At 68.7% G+C, this 14,082-nt stretch carries 8 protein-coding genes; 2 read left to right on the top strand and 6 right to left on the bottom strand.

Annotation, left to right across the window (positions count from 1 at the left end; all coding sequences use genetic code 11):
- Positions 1-112 precede the first annotated feature (112 nt).
- Together A3Q7_RS19325 and A3Q7_RS0103415 are read right to left on the bottom strand one after the other, a co-directional pair.
- Complete coding sequence (locus tag A3Q7_RS19325; protein ID WP_232417803.1) at positions 113-946, bottom strand: PEP-CTERM sorting domain-containing protein; 834 nt, start codon at positions 944-946, stop codon at positions 113-115.
- 42 nt (positions 947-988) lie between these two features.
- Positions 989-1,621 carry a response regulator gene (locus A3Q7_RS0103415; protein ID WP_018410449.1) on the bottom strand — a complete coding sequence of 211 codons (633 nt, stop codon included), beginning with the start codon at positions 1,619-1,621 and terminating at the stop codon, positions 989-991.
- On the opposite strand from A3Q7_RS0103415, the gene A3Q7_RS0103410 reads away from it, so the two are divergent.
- Entirely contained in the window at positions 1,620-3,005 is a 1,386-nt protein-coding gene (locus A3Q7_RS0103410) for a sensor histidine kinase (protein ID WP_018410448.1), read from the top strand. The genes A3Q7_RS0103415 and A3Q7_RS0103410 overlap by 2 nt on opposite strands.
- Before the next feature lie 66 nt (positions 3,006-3,071).
- The gene (locus A3Q7_RS20225) at positions 3,072-3,866 is read left to right on the top strand and encodes a CHAP domain-containing protein (protein ID WP_051079159.1); all 795 of its coding nucleotides are present in this window, start codon (positions 3,072-3,074) and stop codon (positions 3,864-3,866) included.
- A gap of 663 nt (positions 3,867-4,529) precedes the next feature.
- Here A3Q7_RS20225 and A3Q7_RS20220 read toward each other — a convergent pair.
- The 4 genes from A3Q7_RS20220 to A3Q7_RS21255 all read right to left on the bottom strand — a co-directional run bounded on the left by A3Q7_RS20220 (position 4,530) and on the right by A3Q7_RS21255 (position 13,984).
- Positions 4,530-10,685 carry a CHAT domain-containing protein gene (locus A3Q7_RS20220; RefSeq protein ID WP_018410446.1) on the bottom strand — a complete coding sequence of 2,052 codons (6,156 nt, stop codon included), beginning with the start codon at positions 10,683-10,685 and terminating at the stop codon, positions 4,530-4,532.
- Between the two features lie 30 nt (positions 10,686-10,715).
- The gene (locus A3Q7_RS0103395; protein ID WP_018410445.1) at positions 10,716-11,507 is read right to left on the bottom strand and encodes a caspase family protein; all 792 of its coding nucleotides are present in this window, start codon (positions 11,505-11,507) and stop codon (positions 10,716-10,718) included.
- Positions 11,508-11,756: 249 nt separating this feature from the next.
- A complete protein-coding gene (gene pbpC, locus A3Q7_RS19310; protein ID WP_269745093.1) occupies positions 11,757-13,634 on the bottom strand; it encodes a penicillin-binding protein 1C in 1,878 nt (625 codons plus the stop codon).
- Positions 13,631-13,984 carry a transglycosylase domain-containing protein gene (locus tag A3Q7_RS21255; protein WP_269745082.1) on the bottom strand — a complete coding sequence of 118 codons (354 nt, stop codon included), beginning with the start codon at positions 13,982-13,984 and terminating at the stop codon, positions 13,631-13,633. Before A3Q7_RS21255 ends, pbpC begins: the two co-directional genes overlap by 4 nt.
- Positions 13,985-14,082: the final 98 nt, after the last annotated feature.

Genomic DNA, 14,082 nt, shown 5'->3' with positions numbered 1-14,082 from the left:
TAGGTATTTTTCCTACTTTCTAGCGCATTGTAAGCCCATGTATCGAGCTTGTTCGGAAGGCGGGCTCGACTGCATCACGTTCGGTTTGCATCTCTGGAATCAAGGACATGGCTCAGCGGATGTTTCTCGCGCATCTGCCGGCACCGGGGCGGCGGATGGCCCGCAGCGCGCCGAGCGCCAGTGCTGCCAGCGCCAGCGTGCCGGGTTCCGGCACCGACTGGGTCGGGGGAGCGCGCAGCTCGAAAGTTGCGCCGATGTCCCGCAGGCGGTAAGCCGCAGTATTGGCGCGCAACTGCACCGCCTGGGTATAGCGTGCGTCCGGTGTGACCATGAGCATTCCGGTGGCACCCAGATCGAAGCTGAGGATAGGCATGTCGAAGGCGTCGATCTGATACTGGCCGTTCGCGATTTCATGCACCCCCAGATCGAACTCGAGATATTGCGTGATGCCCTGAACCGTCATCGCCAGCCGGAAGGACCGGTGGTCGGCAGTCTGGCCGTTCGGATCGGCAGCCCCGGTGCCCGCGTAGAGTGCGAAAATATTGCCTCTGACGGCGACATCGCGTGTGAGGTCGAGCGTCGCGGCGCGCCCGGTGAACTGAATGGTTGCCGAAATGTCGTCCCGCGACTGGAAATAGGTTTCGATCGGCGAGCCGGTGGTGGTGAACGTGACCGGCACCGCCTGCGCGACGCCGGTGCACAGGTACAGCACCAGAGCTGAAAGCACGGAATGACCCTTCACCTGAACCTCCTCATTGTTTGTCGTCGCCCGGACGGTCTTCAGCAGAAATGACCGTGCATGCAGGCATCCAGTCGCCGCGCCGGGCTGCGCGCGTTCCCGCTCGGCGCGCCACAACGGAGGCGGCTGTCCCGCACGAGCCGCGAACGCGCGGGAAATCCGGACTTCATTTAAGCGTTGCGCGCTGCCGGGGGTAAATACGAACAAGCGCGTAGCGGCGCGCCCGACTGGGTCAAAGGAGGAATTTGCTCACGCTTCCGGCAGCCGGTGGCGCACCACCCAGGCCACCAGTTCGGCTGCATTGCGCAGGCCGAGCTTGCGAGCGATGTTTTCGCGGTGCTTGCGCACCGTGTGTTCGGAAATGCCCAGTTCGACGCCGATCTGCTTGCTGGACAGCCCGCTGCCGACGCGTGAGGCGATGTCGAGTTCGCGCGAGGTGAGCGCCTCGACCGGCTCGACGTCGGCCGGTGCCATCAGGCCGGCCAGTTCGGCGCTCACGTGATACCCGCCATCGGCCACCGTGCGTATCGCCGCCACCAGTGCATCGGCATCATCGGTCTTGAGCATGTAGCCGTGCGCGCCGAAGGCCAGAGCCGCCTGGAAGGACTGCGGATCCTGGCGCGCGGTCACCACCAGCACCCGGGTCGGCAGCCCGGCAGCGGTGATGGCCTGCATGACGCTCAGGCCGTCCAGCAGGGGCAGGCCCAGATCGAGCAGCAGCACGTCGGGCATGAGCGTGCGCACGAGTTCGAGCGCGCGCTCGCCATCGCCACACTCGCCGCGCCACTTGAGACGGGGTTCCACCGACAGCATGAGGCGCAGTCCCTGACGGACCAGCGCGTGGTCCTCGGCAACGACGATGCTAATCTCTCGGGCTTCCATGGCCGAAGAAATTAACACGTCCGGAACCGGCGCCCTGCTCGATTCCGCCACAGTCGAAACGGACCGCGACGCGGTGCGTCGTGATCTGCTTGGCGTTCTGTTCGATCACACGCCGACCATAGTCGCCGGCAATCTGGCGGTGTCGCTGACCGCTTCCGTCGTGCTGATGCAGGGTGGCGACGTGCTGCCACTCGCACTCTGGTTGTCGGCCATCTGGTTGCTGGTCCTGCTGCGTCTCGGTTTCGTGCGCCGTTGCCGCAGCCGGTTGGCGGATTTCGGGCGCAGCCAGCTCGACCACACCGAAAGCCGGTATGCGACGATCGCCTCGCTGACCGGTCTGGTCTGGGGCCTTCTGCCCTGGATCAGCTACGACGGCGTGGACGCCTTCAGGGACTTCTTCGGCGTGGCCATGCTGGCCGGCATGGCAGGGGGCGCGGTCACCGCGACCTCTTCGCTGCCGCGCGCGCTGAACGGCTACCTGGTGTTCGCGCTGCTGCCTTTCATCGTGAAAGCCGCCTGGATGGGCGGTGCAGTCAACCTGGGTGGCGCGATCACCCTGCTGTTCTATCTGGTTGCGCTGATCGCCTTCGGGCGCGATGCCCACACTGCGTTGAAGCACGCACTGGAACTGACCCGCCAGAACGCCCGGCTGGCCGAACATCTGCGCCGCGAGCGCGACGCGGTGCAGGCGACGATGCGGGCGAAGAATCTGTTCCTGGCCGGTGTCACGCACGATCTGCGGCAGCCGGTGCACGCGGTCGGCCTGCATGTGCGCTATCTGCGTGCATTGCAGGCCGGCGGTCTGAGCGCAAGCGCGATGGACGAGGTGTGCACCGGGCTGGATGGCGCGGTGCGCGCGATGAGCAGCCAGCTCACCCGGCTGCTCGAACTGTCGCGGCTGGAAGCGGGCGAAACCCGGGTGTCGCGACGTGCGATGAGCGTGAATGAACTGTGGTCCGATTGCGCCGCCCAGTTCGCGCCGCTGGCCCAGGAGAAAGGCCTGCGGCTCGCCTTCCGGCCAAGCGAGGCGCAGATCGACAGCGACCCGATGATGTTGCGTTCCATGCTGGACAATCTGGTATCCAACGCGGTGCGCTATACCGAGCGAGGCCGCGTGCTGGTGGCGGCGCGCCGGCGCGGCGCCGACATCGAACTGCAGGTGTGGGACACCGGTGCGGGCATCCCGGCGGAACATCTGCCCCATATCTTCGAGCCGTATCGCCGCTTCGACGATCGCGCGCTGCGCCACGACGAAGGACAGGGACTGGGCCTCGCCCTGGTCCAGCGTCAGGCCGATCTGCTCGGGCATGCGCTGTCGGTGCGCTCGCGTGCCGGACATGGCAGCGTATTCACGCTGCGCGTGCCATCCGTCACTGCTGTCTGAGCGTGGCCCTGCACAGGGCGAAAATACCCGCTCAGAATGGACCCTCCTTCCTTCAGGGAGATGGCGATGAAATATCCGGGACGCTTGATCAAGCAGGGTGAGGCGGACGCAAGCATCGTCCGTGCGTTGAAGAAGGCACTGAACAAGGCGCTCGCGCTGCGCGCGGGACAGGGTCCGGGTCTGGACCCCGACAGTCCGGATTTCGGACCGAAGATGAAACAGACGGTCAAGCTGTTCCAGATGCGCCATGTCGACGGCAGCGGTCGCCCGCTCAAGGTGGATGGCGAAGTCGGTGCGCTGACCTGGCAGGCGCTGTTCGGCGCGAATGCCGTCCCAGCGAGCGGTCGCGCCAGCTCTGCGCTGTTGAAGTCGGTACTGGATCTTGCCGGTCGGGAGGCCGATCGCGCCGTACGCGAACAGCCGCGCAACTCCAACCGCGGCCCCGAAGTCGAGGCCTATCTGGAGCGCGCCGGGGTCGCCGCCGGCAATCCCTGGTGCTGCGCCTTCGTCTACTGGAACTTCGACGAGGCCGCGAAGAAGCTGCGCCGTGCCAATCCCATGTTCCGCACCGCGCACTGTCTCACCCACTGGAACCGGGCGGTATCGGCTGGCGCACAGCGCATCACGCGCAAGGAAGCCATCGACGACCCGGCGCGGGTGCGTGCCGGCATGATATTCATCATGGACCACGGCGGAGGCGCCGGACACACCGGTCTGGTCGAGCGCGTGGAAGGCGGCTTGATCCACACGATAGAAGGCAATACCGACGCCTCGAAAACCCGCGAAGGTGGCGGCGTCTATCGACTGCAGCGCAAGATCGCCGACATCAACAAGGGCTACATCGATTACGCGAAGTGCTGACCTCGGCCAGCCAAGGCCGCGTCGCGACCTTGGGGTCGCGCCTGCGGCAAAGCGCGCCCTGACCGCGAACAGCACGGGTGTCCCGTAGGAGCGAGCCCCGCTCGCGACAACACCTCCGAACGAAGCCTGCGGCCGGCATGTGCCGCCTCGCGACCTGGGGGTCGCTCCTACAACAGCGCGCCCAAACCACGAACGGAGCCGGGCTGTCGTAGGAGCGAGCCCCGCTCGCGACCCCACCCCAGAACGAAGCCACCGGCCAGCGCAGGCCGCGTCGCGACCTTGGGTCGCTCCTACGAAAAAGCGCGCCCTGACCGCGAACGACACGGGTGTCCCGTAGGAGCGAGCCCCGCTCGCGACAACACCTCCGAACGAAGCCTGCGGCCGGCATGTGCCGCGTCGCGACCTGGGGGTCGCTCCCACAACAGCGCGCCCAAACCACGAACGGAGCCGGGCTGTCGTAGGAGCGAGCCCCGCTCGCGACCCCACCCCAGAACGAAGCCGCCGGCCAGCGCAGGCCGCGTCGCGACCTGGGGTCGCTCCTACAACAGCGCGCCCAAACCACGAACGGAGCCGGGCTGTCGTGGGAGCGAGCCCCGCTCACGACCCCACCCCAGAACGAAGCCACCGGCCAGCGCACGCCGCGTCGCGACCTTGGGGTCGCGCCTACAGAGGATTTGCAAGTTCGCCGGCCAGCACAGACAGCAGTTGCAGATTCCGCGTTGCCATCGTCTTGCTGTCATCCTGACCTGATGCCCTGGCAAACAGATCGCGCAGCAGTTCTATCTGTCGCAACACGGAAATGGCGATATCCGGGTCTGGCTTGAGGCTCTCGATTTCGCTGATATAGCGCGCGGCCAGTGCCTTCGCCTCTTCACTCGTCTGCCGATTCGTCTCCGCGCCCGGCGCGGAGCCGTCGGTCGATGCGCGTCGGTGACGCCTGGGCGTTGCCTCTTGCTCCGATTGCACGCCGCTGCTCGCCGCGCCGCCGGCGAGCAGGCTTGCGGTGAGCTCTGCGTCGATCGCCGTCATGCCATCCCAGAAATTCATGTCGTCGGCGAAGGCCTTGCGCGCGCGCTCGCCGCAGCGGCGGACCAGGGCCAGCGTATCCGTCTGCTGCGGAAGCGCTGCTCCCCCGAGCACGACGTCGAGTTGCAGGCGGTTCAGCGTGGCATAGGGATGATCGCCCTCGCGGCCGCCTCCTCCTTCCGCCGCGGCGTAGGCATCGCGCGCAGCGCGCACCACCGCTGCCATCGTTGCCCACTCTTCTCCGGCGTACAGCATCACGCGCACCAGGCTCTTCAGCACGCTGCCGAGCACGCAGCGCCGACGGAGGGTGACCCGGTCGAACATTCCGTCGGTCAGGTCCACCAGCGCCCGCATGCGGCCGACCGCACTGTGCGCGCGCCGGCCCGCTTCGGCCAGCCTCTCGCTGCCGCGAGCCGCTTCGTCCTGGGTACTCTGCGTCGTCTTCCCTGGTGCTGCCTCGCTGGCGCCGTGCGCGCGTGCCAGATTCTCCGCGGTGCGCGCCTCGAGCCGCGCCAGCAGTTCGATCGCCAGCAGGGCTGTGCAGCCGTCGCGCTCTTCGGCGTCGGCCGCGATCGCATCCAGGTAGGCGCGGCGCGCGTTGTCGAAGCCGGCCTCGCCATAAAGGTCGTGCAGGCGCGCCAAGGCCAGCGACACGTCGCCCCGGCGCTGCCAGTGCTCCGGCACCCGGTTCATGCGACTTCGGATGAGCTTGAGCAGTCCGGCGTAGCCGCGCTCGCTGGTGCCACGCAGATCGGCATCGAGCCGAAGGCCGTCCAGCCAGTCGATCACTTCCGCCGGCGACACCGGTGCGAAGTCGCCGCCGTCCCCGTCTTCCGGCGGCTTCAAGGTGAAGGTCGGGCTGCCATAGGCCTGGTAGGCACCCCAGGTGTTGCAGTCGGGATGGCGGGCATGGCATTCGTGCCGCGCCTGGTGGATGGCCTCACCGAAGGGCTTGTTGAGCCGCACGAAGCGGTCGAAGAACACCCTGGAAAAAGTGAGGGCGGCCGCGTCGTCAACCGCCCAGCCCGCCGCCACCACGCAGCGCACGCCCATCTCTATCAGCTCGCGCGCCAGACTGTAGGCCAGGCGGTTCGGCGCCCAGCCGGCGCCGCGACTGATGCCGCCCAGATGACAGCAATTGAGGAATACCACCTCGGGCACCACTTCCATCTGCCCGACCTCCGCCGCGCTGAGCAACAGGCCGTCGGACAGCACCACGCCGCTGCGCAGTGCCCCCTGCCGGTCGGTCACCTCGAACACGCCGTGGGCCGCGATCACCAGCAGGCGATACGACTGCTGGAACAGTCTGGCGACGACATCGGACGCGCGACTGTCCGCGCTCGCGCGCACGATGTCGTAGTTGTCGGCCTCGAGTATGGCGGCGATGGCAGCCCCCTCTTCCTCCGCGCCGGGCAGCGACGGCAGGCGGTCCGGATCGTTGCCGACCGGTCCTCCGGCGAATTCGCTGCGATAGCCCTCGGTCGATGGATTGACGATGATGAGCGCGCTGCTGCGCCGTATGCTCTGGACCCGCGGACGGTAAAAGCGGGTTTCAAGCTGACGGATCAGGCGGGTGCTCAGCACCAGCGGCTCGCCATTCGTTTCGATCATTTCCCACGGCAGATTGGCGGTATAGCCATCGACCACCAGCATCAGATTGGGCGCCTCGCGCGCCACGCTCTTCAGATTCGGCGGAATCAGCAGATGGAACAGCGTGCGCCCGAATCCGGACGCGGCATTGAAGCGGGTGGAACCGGTTTCCAGTTCGACCAGCCGTTCCACCAGACCGGGCTGGCGCTGCTGCATCTCGAGTTCGACGCGCGCCCGCTGTCCTTCGTAGCGGTACTTCAGGCGCAGCGGATAGCGGCGCGCGGCACGCGGCGACGCCTGCGCCGCGACGCCCTCGATCGCTACCCGGCGCATGCCGCGTGCGGCAAGCAGCCGATCCATCGCGTCGTCGGACAGCGGCGAATCGCTGCGGAACTCATAGCATTCCGGCGAACAGGCAGATTCGCTGCGGTCGGCATCGCTCACCGTGAGCCGGGGCCAGTAGGAGGCCGACATCGCTACCGACAGTCGCGCGCGCACACCCTCGCCGTAGTGCAGTTCGGCGCCGGCCTCCAGCCGGTAGCCCGCGGCGGAAAGCGGACGCTCGAGCGTGCGCGGCAGCTCGCGCACCGCACGCGCCGCAGTCACCGCCACATCCTCGAACTGTTCGATGAACTGCAGTGAACCGACCTGCACCACGGGCTGGCGATGGTCGCTGCGGCGCTGCGCGAACTGCCGGTTGGCATCGATCACGCCGAGGGTGATGGCCACCACCGATTCATCGACCGAAATGGTGGTGGTCGAGTTGTAGCCGATCAGCACACTGGCCAGATGCAGCCGCGGAGGTACCCCGGCGCCGCGACCGACCTGTTCGACATCGCGGTCGGCCGCGTGCAGCAGAAGTCTGAGCACACCGCTGCGCACGGTTTCACGCACTTCCGCGGCGCTCAGTTCGCCGAATTCGCCCAGGCCGACAATCAACGCGCCGCGACCGCGTCCGCGCCGGATTTCGTCCGGGGTGCGCGGCATCAGCACCAGCGATACGGTATTCAGCGCACCAGCGTGAACGCCCAGCCGTTCGCGCAAGGTCAATGCATGATCCACCACGTCGGTATCGAGCGTGCGTTCGGCGCCGGCGATCGGATCGCCGATGTAATGGCCGCACAGCACCGGCACCGACAGGAAGCGCAGGTCGCCGGCGCGCACACTCACCTTCAATTCCGACCGGCGGCGCGCCGCGCGCAGCGGAGGCAGGCGTCCGCCGACGACCGCGGCCACCAGTTCGCGCTCGCCCGGATACGCCGGCACCGGCTGTGGCTGGTAGCTGCGCGGAAGCGGCCGCACGTCGCCGCGCGCCGACGCCAGCCGTGACAGCTTGAGCGGCCGCCCGGCTTCCAGCAGCGCATGTATGTCATCGAAGAATTCCGGCGCATTCGCCAGCGCACCATGATCCACCGGCATGAGCCAGCAGCGCTCATCGCTCAGGCCGTTGAAGTCCGCCGATTCCCAGGTGACCGATCCGTCGCCATACGGTGTGCCCTCCGAAGCCAGCACCTGCCGGCCCGCCGCACCCTGCACCACCACACCGCTCGGCGTGATGTCGGCCTGCCCGCACACATAGTTCACGCGATCCGCGTGCGCGAACGGCGCTGCGTCGAGTGTTTTCCAGAACTCACGGGCCCCGGCCAGCGCCTGCGCCGACGGCCGGGCGCCGATGTCGCGCGTGCGGAACCATCCGGCGGGATTCAGCGCGCGCAGTTCCTGCCACAGAGCCGCGTCGAACACGCTGTAGTCCTCGCCGCCGACACTTGCCGTGCCATCCATGGGCAGCAACTGCAGCGCGCCGTCGAAGCCGGCCACGATGTCCAGCACGGCCTGCAGGTCGCGCCGCAGATCCGCGCGCGCCAGCAGGCGCACCGAGTCGGATCGTCCGAGCAGGGTGTCCACCATCATGAAGGCGCCGCGATTGGGCGTGCCCAGCATGACCAGACGGCCTCCCGGATGCGCGGTGAGGCGCGACCACAGATCGGGCCGCTGACGGATCATTTCGCGCGCCAGCAGACCGCCCATGCCGTGCGCGAGCAGACGCAGCGGCTGGTCGGGATGCGCATCCAGCAGCCGTTCCACCTCGCCGGCCAGCCGCGCGGCCTCATCGGCGATCGCCTGCCGCCAGTCATAGGCATACGCGACCACATGGTGACTGTCATGCAGATAGTTCCGCAGCCGCCCGTAGGCGGAATCGATCAGTTCCTCGGCGCGCACGTGCTCGCTCGCCATGGCGATGCGCCCCAGCCCGCGGCGGGCGATATCCTGCGGGTCCAGCCAGATGCGTTCGCCACTGCCCGGCTCTGCCGACGCGTCGGCGCGGATTTCCAGATGCGAAGCCATGATGCCGGGCAGCAGCACGACCACCGGCCGCGTGTTGTCCGGCCGTTTCGCAGGGTCGCCGCGCGACGCCAGCGCCGGCACACCGGCAGCGAGGTCGTTCCAGTCGCCGGCGGGGGGCAGCACGTTTTCGGTGAGCCAGTCGCGCAGGGCCTCGCGCGTGTCGCGATTGACGAAATAGCGGAAGTGGCTGACGTCCGGCCCCTGCACGACGCGCGCATGTGCACCGCGCCGGGCCATGCCGGCAATCATGGATCGGGTGTCCACAACCAGGTCGTTGTTGGCGCGGTCGAAGAACATCCAGTCGGTGAACATGACGGCCAGCCGCTTGAGCAGACCGCCGCCCTCGATATCGCCGGCGATCACCGCCATGCGCACCGAGCCCTGTCGCGGCGCGCGCGCGAGGAAATCGGTGAGCGGTGAATCCGGCAGCATGGCTTCGATGCCGGGCATGCATTGCGGCAGCACACGCCGGTTCGCGATTTCCACCACCACGCGCGCCAGCGTGCGCACCGTGCGATCCAGCCCCTCCTTCACCGTGGCCGCGGCAACCGGTCCGACCAGGGCGCCGGCGGCCGCCCCGCCGGCCCAGCTCACGGCGCGCCGCAGCAGATCGAGCAGGCAGGACAGGAATACATCCAGGTTGTCGGACAGCAGCGAGGTGCCGGCCGCCGGCGCCGCCACGCGTACATAGCGCTCGACCGCGATGTTCTTGCTCTTGAGCGATGCGATCAGCGCGCGCAGCGTGTCCTGTTCCTGGCGCGCGACCTGTTCGCGCGCCGCGCTCATGGCGTCCCGTTTCTCCTTGTCCAGCCCGGCGTCCACCGCCCGTTCGTCCGGCCGCGGCTGGCGACGGAAATCACGGATCGCGGTGTCCAGACCGTCGCCACTCGCGGCCAGGCACAACAGATCGCCGACCAGACCGCCGCGCGAATGAGTCACCAGGTGCAGCCGAGCGCCGTCGGGCAGGGCCTGAACCAGGGCCAGCGCGTTGTCGAGCGGACTTTCCGAGAAGGTGCGATGCTCGAACGCGAACACCCGCTCCTCATGGTGCCCAGCCAGCGCAGGCCAGAGCTCGCTCGAGGCCAGTTCGCCGAAGCTGCCCAGCGTGCTGGACGCGGTGCCGTGGATGAACAGCAGCACGGGCTGGCCCCGCAGCGCGGCCATGTCGGCATCGCCCGGCAGGACGCGCCGCTCGGCCCGCAGCGGCCCGCCATCGTCCCAGCGGTAGAGGCCGGGCGCCCCCGCCAGCGTGCTTTCGATCGCCGCCATCAAGGCGGCGGCGCCCTGGGTGGACGCACGCATCACCAGCGCGTCCTCGAGTTTGTCGAGCGCCAGATCGCCCAGCTTTTCGCGCAGCAGGCGGGTCGCGCGGTCGGTGATCTCGTCCGGCTCCACCGCCAGCTCGGTCACCCGCTTCCATATCCATTCGCGCACGCCGCGACTGGCTGCCTCGGGATCGTGAAAGCGGGCGAAGTCGACCACGCCATCCGCGTTCACCGTATCCGGCTGCACGGTGGCCAGCGTTTCGGCCAGCGCATCGGCGCGCATGAACACCGTCGTGCCATCCTCCGCCTCCAGCGCGAGCAGCCTTTGGTCGGCCGGCAGGGCCTCGCGTGCCGGCGCATCTGCGCTGCGGCCGGCCGGCTGCAGCGCCCACTGGCGCAGCGGCCGCACATTCGGCAACAGCGCGGCCGCCGTCGTCGAACCGGCCTCATCACGGCTGCCGGCGCGCCGCAGTACCGGCGGCAGCGCGAGCGGCTGCACGGTGTCAGGCCGGGCGCTGCGTTCATCCGTGACGGCAGTCAGCGGCAGAACGAGGGAGAGCGGCCGCGCGGCACGCTTGTCTGCATCGGTCATGGTGTGGAGTCCGGAAAATCCGTCGCGCCGTCAGGCGAACACCTTCCAGCGTCGCGCGGTGGCCGAGCCGAAAAGCTGCGGCGTCTGCGGCAGACTGTTGGAGGGAAGATGAAGCGGCGTGATGGCCTTGAACCACTGCGCATAGCTCGCGTCCGGTTTCAGCGTCGCGAGCGCCTTCAGCGCGTAGTAGGTGAAGGCGCCATTCGGCCGTCCGCGAAAGCGGGTGTCCCAACTGAATTCGCTGTCCTGGCAACCGGCCATCAGCAGGTCGCCACCGGCTCGGCTCAGGCCGCTGCGTACTGCGCGCGGCGTGCGACGCGGCAGGTCGGCGGCGGACATCCACGCTTGCGGCGGCAGGAAGCGTGCGCGCGGCATGTCCGGGTCGAGATCGGGCGTGCTGCCGCGACTGACCGAACCGGAATGGCAACTGTCCGAGATGAGCAGCACCCGCACGCCAGCCGCCCGTTGTCCGAACAGATCGTGCAGTTCGTCGTCGAGCAGCACCTGCCCCTTGCCGATGTCCCACGGGCACAGGCCCTCGTCGCGCGCGTCGACTTCGTCGCCGTCCTTGTCCGCTACCCAGGTGCCATGGCCGGAATAGGTGATCACCACCGTGTCGCCCGAGCCGGCGGCGGTGATCAGCGCGTCCATGGCATCCACCATCGCCGCCTTGCTCGCCTGCCGGTCGAGCAGTGTGCGCACCTCGAAACCGCGCCGGCCCAGTTCGGCTTCCCAGTCGTGCGCGTCGTTGACACAGCCCGACAGATCGCTGGAGGTACCGGGATAATCGTTGATGCCTATGCAAAGCGCCTTTCGGGCCATGATCCCCTCCTCCCTGATGCTGCAGGTGCGCGGCACGGCGCTGACGGAACGGACGGGACCCGGGGTGCCGCCCCCTCCTCGCGATCTCTGGCGGATCGCCTGCTCATGCCCCTTCTTAGAGGGCCACCCGGCTGCCGTCAATCATCCATATGACTTACGTGGCTGCACCGCGCGTCGCGTGCCGGCGAGTCATGGCGAATCCCTGCGCCCCTGGTCCCCGGACGCCGCCCGGCGGATGTCCGTTACCGGTCACCGTGTCACCGGCGGCGGCATGTCCACCGCAAAGCGCACGCTGTGATAGCGCCCGCCCGCGTCCAGCACGGTGAGCCTGTGCATGCCGGCCTCATCCAGGCGCAGGCGGCCACCCGCGTCGGGTCGCACCCGCCGGCCGTCGAGCAGCCAGTAAGCCTCCGACTGCGCGCCGCGTACCTGCAGTTGCAGCACCACATGGCGATGGCCGGGCGCCGGTCGCAGACGGCTGCCATCGCCGATGCCGACGATGCGCAGCGTGCCGGCCGGCGCGCCGCCGGAGGGCGCGCAGCCGGGCAGCCAGTCCGGGATGCGTTGCTCCGCCGGCAGCACCCCGTCCAGCCAGGGCTGCAACAGCAGCGGCCAGCGCGCGATGTCGCGCGGAACACCGCCGCCGCAGCCGGGAACCGTGCGCAAACCGCTGTCCGGCGCGACCCAGATGGTCTGCCGCAGGCTGCTGCCGTCGATGCGATCGGGGCGAGTCGGCGGCAGCGCCCCCGCGAGCGACCAGGCGGTGCGGCGCACATGGCAAAGAGCGGCAGGCGTGTCGACAGCGGCCCCGCCAAGCGGCCAGCAGATGTCGGCCGGCTGCACCGATGGCGGCCTGACACGCGACGGCGCGACCGTGCGCGGCAGCGCTCCGGCAATGTCCTTCAACAGCGGCGCCGCGACATTGGCCCCGAAAAAACCCGGATTCGGCGTGCCATCCGGTCGGCCTATCCAGACACCGAGCGCGTGGCGGCCGGACACGCCGACCGCCCAGGCGTCGCGGAAACCGAAGCTGGTGCCGGTCTTCCAGGCCAGCGGCGCGGCGCTCCCGGTTTCGATGAAGGGGCGATCAGGGTGGCCGCCCCCTTCCAGAATGTCGCGCACGATCCACGCCGCCCCTTCGCTCATCAGGCGCGCTTCCTGCCGCGCTGCATCCGGCGTGAGCCGCGGCCGGCCAGCGAGCCCGCCGGCCGCGAGCGCGCGGTAGGCGCCCACCAGTTCTTCCAGCGTGACGCCGGCACCACCGAGGATGAGGCTGAGATTGGGCTGTTCGCCGGTGGCGATGCGCAGGCGCACGCCACCGTCATTCATGCGGCGGGTGAAATCGGCCGGACCGATCTGTTCCAGCAGGTCGACCGCGGGCACATTGAGCGAGCGCTGCAAGGCCTCCGCCGCACTGACCGGCCCGGAAAAATCGGCCTGGAAATTGCCCGGCTGGTAGTCGCCGAAGGCCTGCGGCGCGTCGACGAGCAGACTTTCCGAATGGATCAGGCCACGGTCGAGCGCCATCGCGTACAGAAAGGGCTTGAGTGCCGACCCGGGCGATCGCACGCCGCGCACCATGTCGACATGGGCGCCGCGCGCGTTGTCGGAGAAGTCGGCCGAACCGGCGTAGGCGAGCACCTCCAGCGATTCCACATCGATCACCAGCGCCGCGATGGACACGCGCGGCGGCAGGGTCGACACGCGGTCAGCCAGCAGGCGCTCCACCGTTGCCTGCAACTCGCGGTCCAGCGTGCTGGCCACGCGCACCAGCTCCGGCGCCCCGCCACGACGCATCTGACCGCGCAGCCGCTCGGCCGCGAGGGGCGCCAGCCATGCGCCTTGCAGGCGTTGCGCGATTACCGGCTCCATCCTCGCATCGGCCACGACCTCGGGCGTCCAGACGGCGAAACGCTGCAGACGCGCCAGCACGCGGTCGCGTGCCTGCTGTGCCGCCTGCGGGGAGCGATCCGGCCGCAGACGGCTGGGTGCGCGCGGCAAGGTGGCCAGCAGGGCCGCCTCGGCGTGGCTCAGATCGCGCGACGGTTTGCCCAGATAGGTCCGGCTCGCCATTTCCACGCCTTCGACGATGCCGCCCATGGGCGCGTGATTGAGGTAGAGCGTCAGGATGTCGCGTTTGGACAGCCGCCATTCGAGCTGCAGCGCGCGCGCGCGATCTGGCGCAGCTTGCCGAGCGGCGTGCGCGGCACCGGTTCGAGAATGCGCGCCACCTGCATGGTGAGGGTGGACCCGCCGGATACGATGCGGCCATGTGTCGCCCACTGCCAGGCGGCTCTCGCGAGCGACGCGGGATTCACCCCCGGATGCCAGTGGAAGCCCTTGTCCTCGTAGCCGATCAGCGCCTCGACATAGCGCGGGGACACCTCGTCGAGAGTGACCGGATAGCGCCATGCTCCATCGCCGCCCCGGCCAGGCGCGCAGCGGACTGCCATCGCGCGCGAGCACGATGAAGCCATCGTCGTGCTGCGGCAGCGGTGGCGGAAACAGACGGTCGAGCAGCCACAGCGACGCGACCAGCATGAGCGCAATGGCGAACACCGGATGGCGGCGCAGC

It is taken from the genome of Methyloversatilis thermotolerans (genome assembly GCF_000372885.1).
Classification (GTDB): Bacteria; Pseudomonadota; Gammaproteobacteria; order Burkholderiales; family Rhodocyclaceae; genus Methyloversatilis; species Methyloversatilis thermotolerans.
This window is presented reverse-complemented; position numbering and strand designations above follow the sequence as displayed.

What these genes read in the sequence shown, in the direction of transcription:
- A3Q7_RS0103415 (WP_018410449.1), bottom strand. Translation starts at nt 1,621, where the DNA reads ATGGAAGCCCGAGAGATTAGCATCGTCGTTGCCGAGGACCACGCGCTG.
- A3Q7_RS0103410 (WP_018410448.1), top strand. Translation starts at nt 1,620, where the DNA reads ATGGCCGAAGAAATTAACACGTCCGGAACCGGCGCCCTGCTCGATTCC.
- A3Q7_RS0103395 (WP_018410445.1), bottom strand. Translation starts at nt 11,507, where the DNA reads ATGGCCCGAAAGGCGCTTTGCATAGGCATCAACGATTATCCCGGTACC.
- A3Q7_RS20225 (WP_051079159.1), top strand. Translation starts at nt 3,072, where the DNA reads ATGAAATATCCGGGACGCTTGATCAAGCAGGGTGAGGCGGACGCAAGC.
- A3Q7_RS21255 (WP_269745082.1), bottom strand. Translation starts at nt 13,984, where the DNA reads ATGGCTTCATCGTGCTCGCGCGCGATGGCAGTCCGCTGCGCGCCTGGC.
- A3Q7_RS20220 (WP_018410446.1), bottom strand. Translation starts at nt 10,685, where the DNA reads ATGACCGATGCAGACAAGCGTGCCGCGCGGCCGCTCTCCCTCGTTCTG.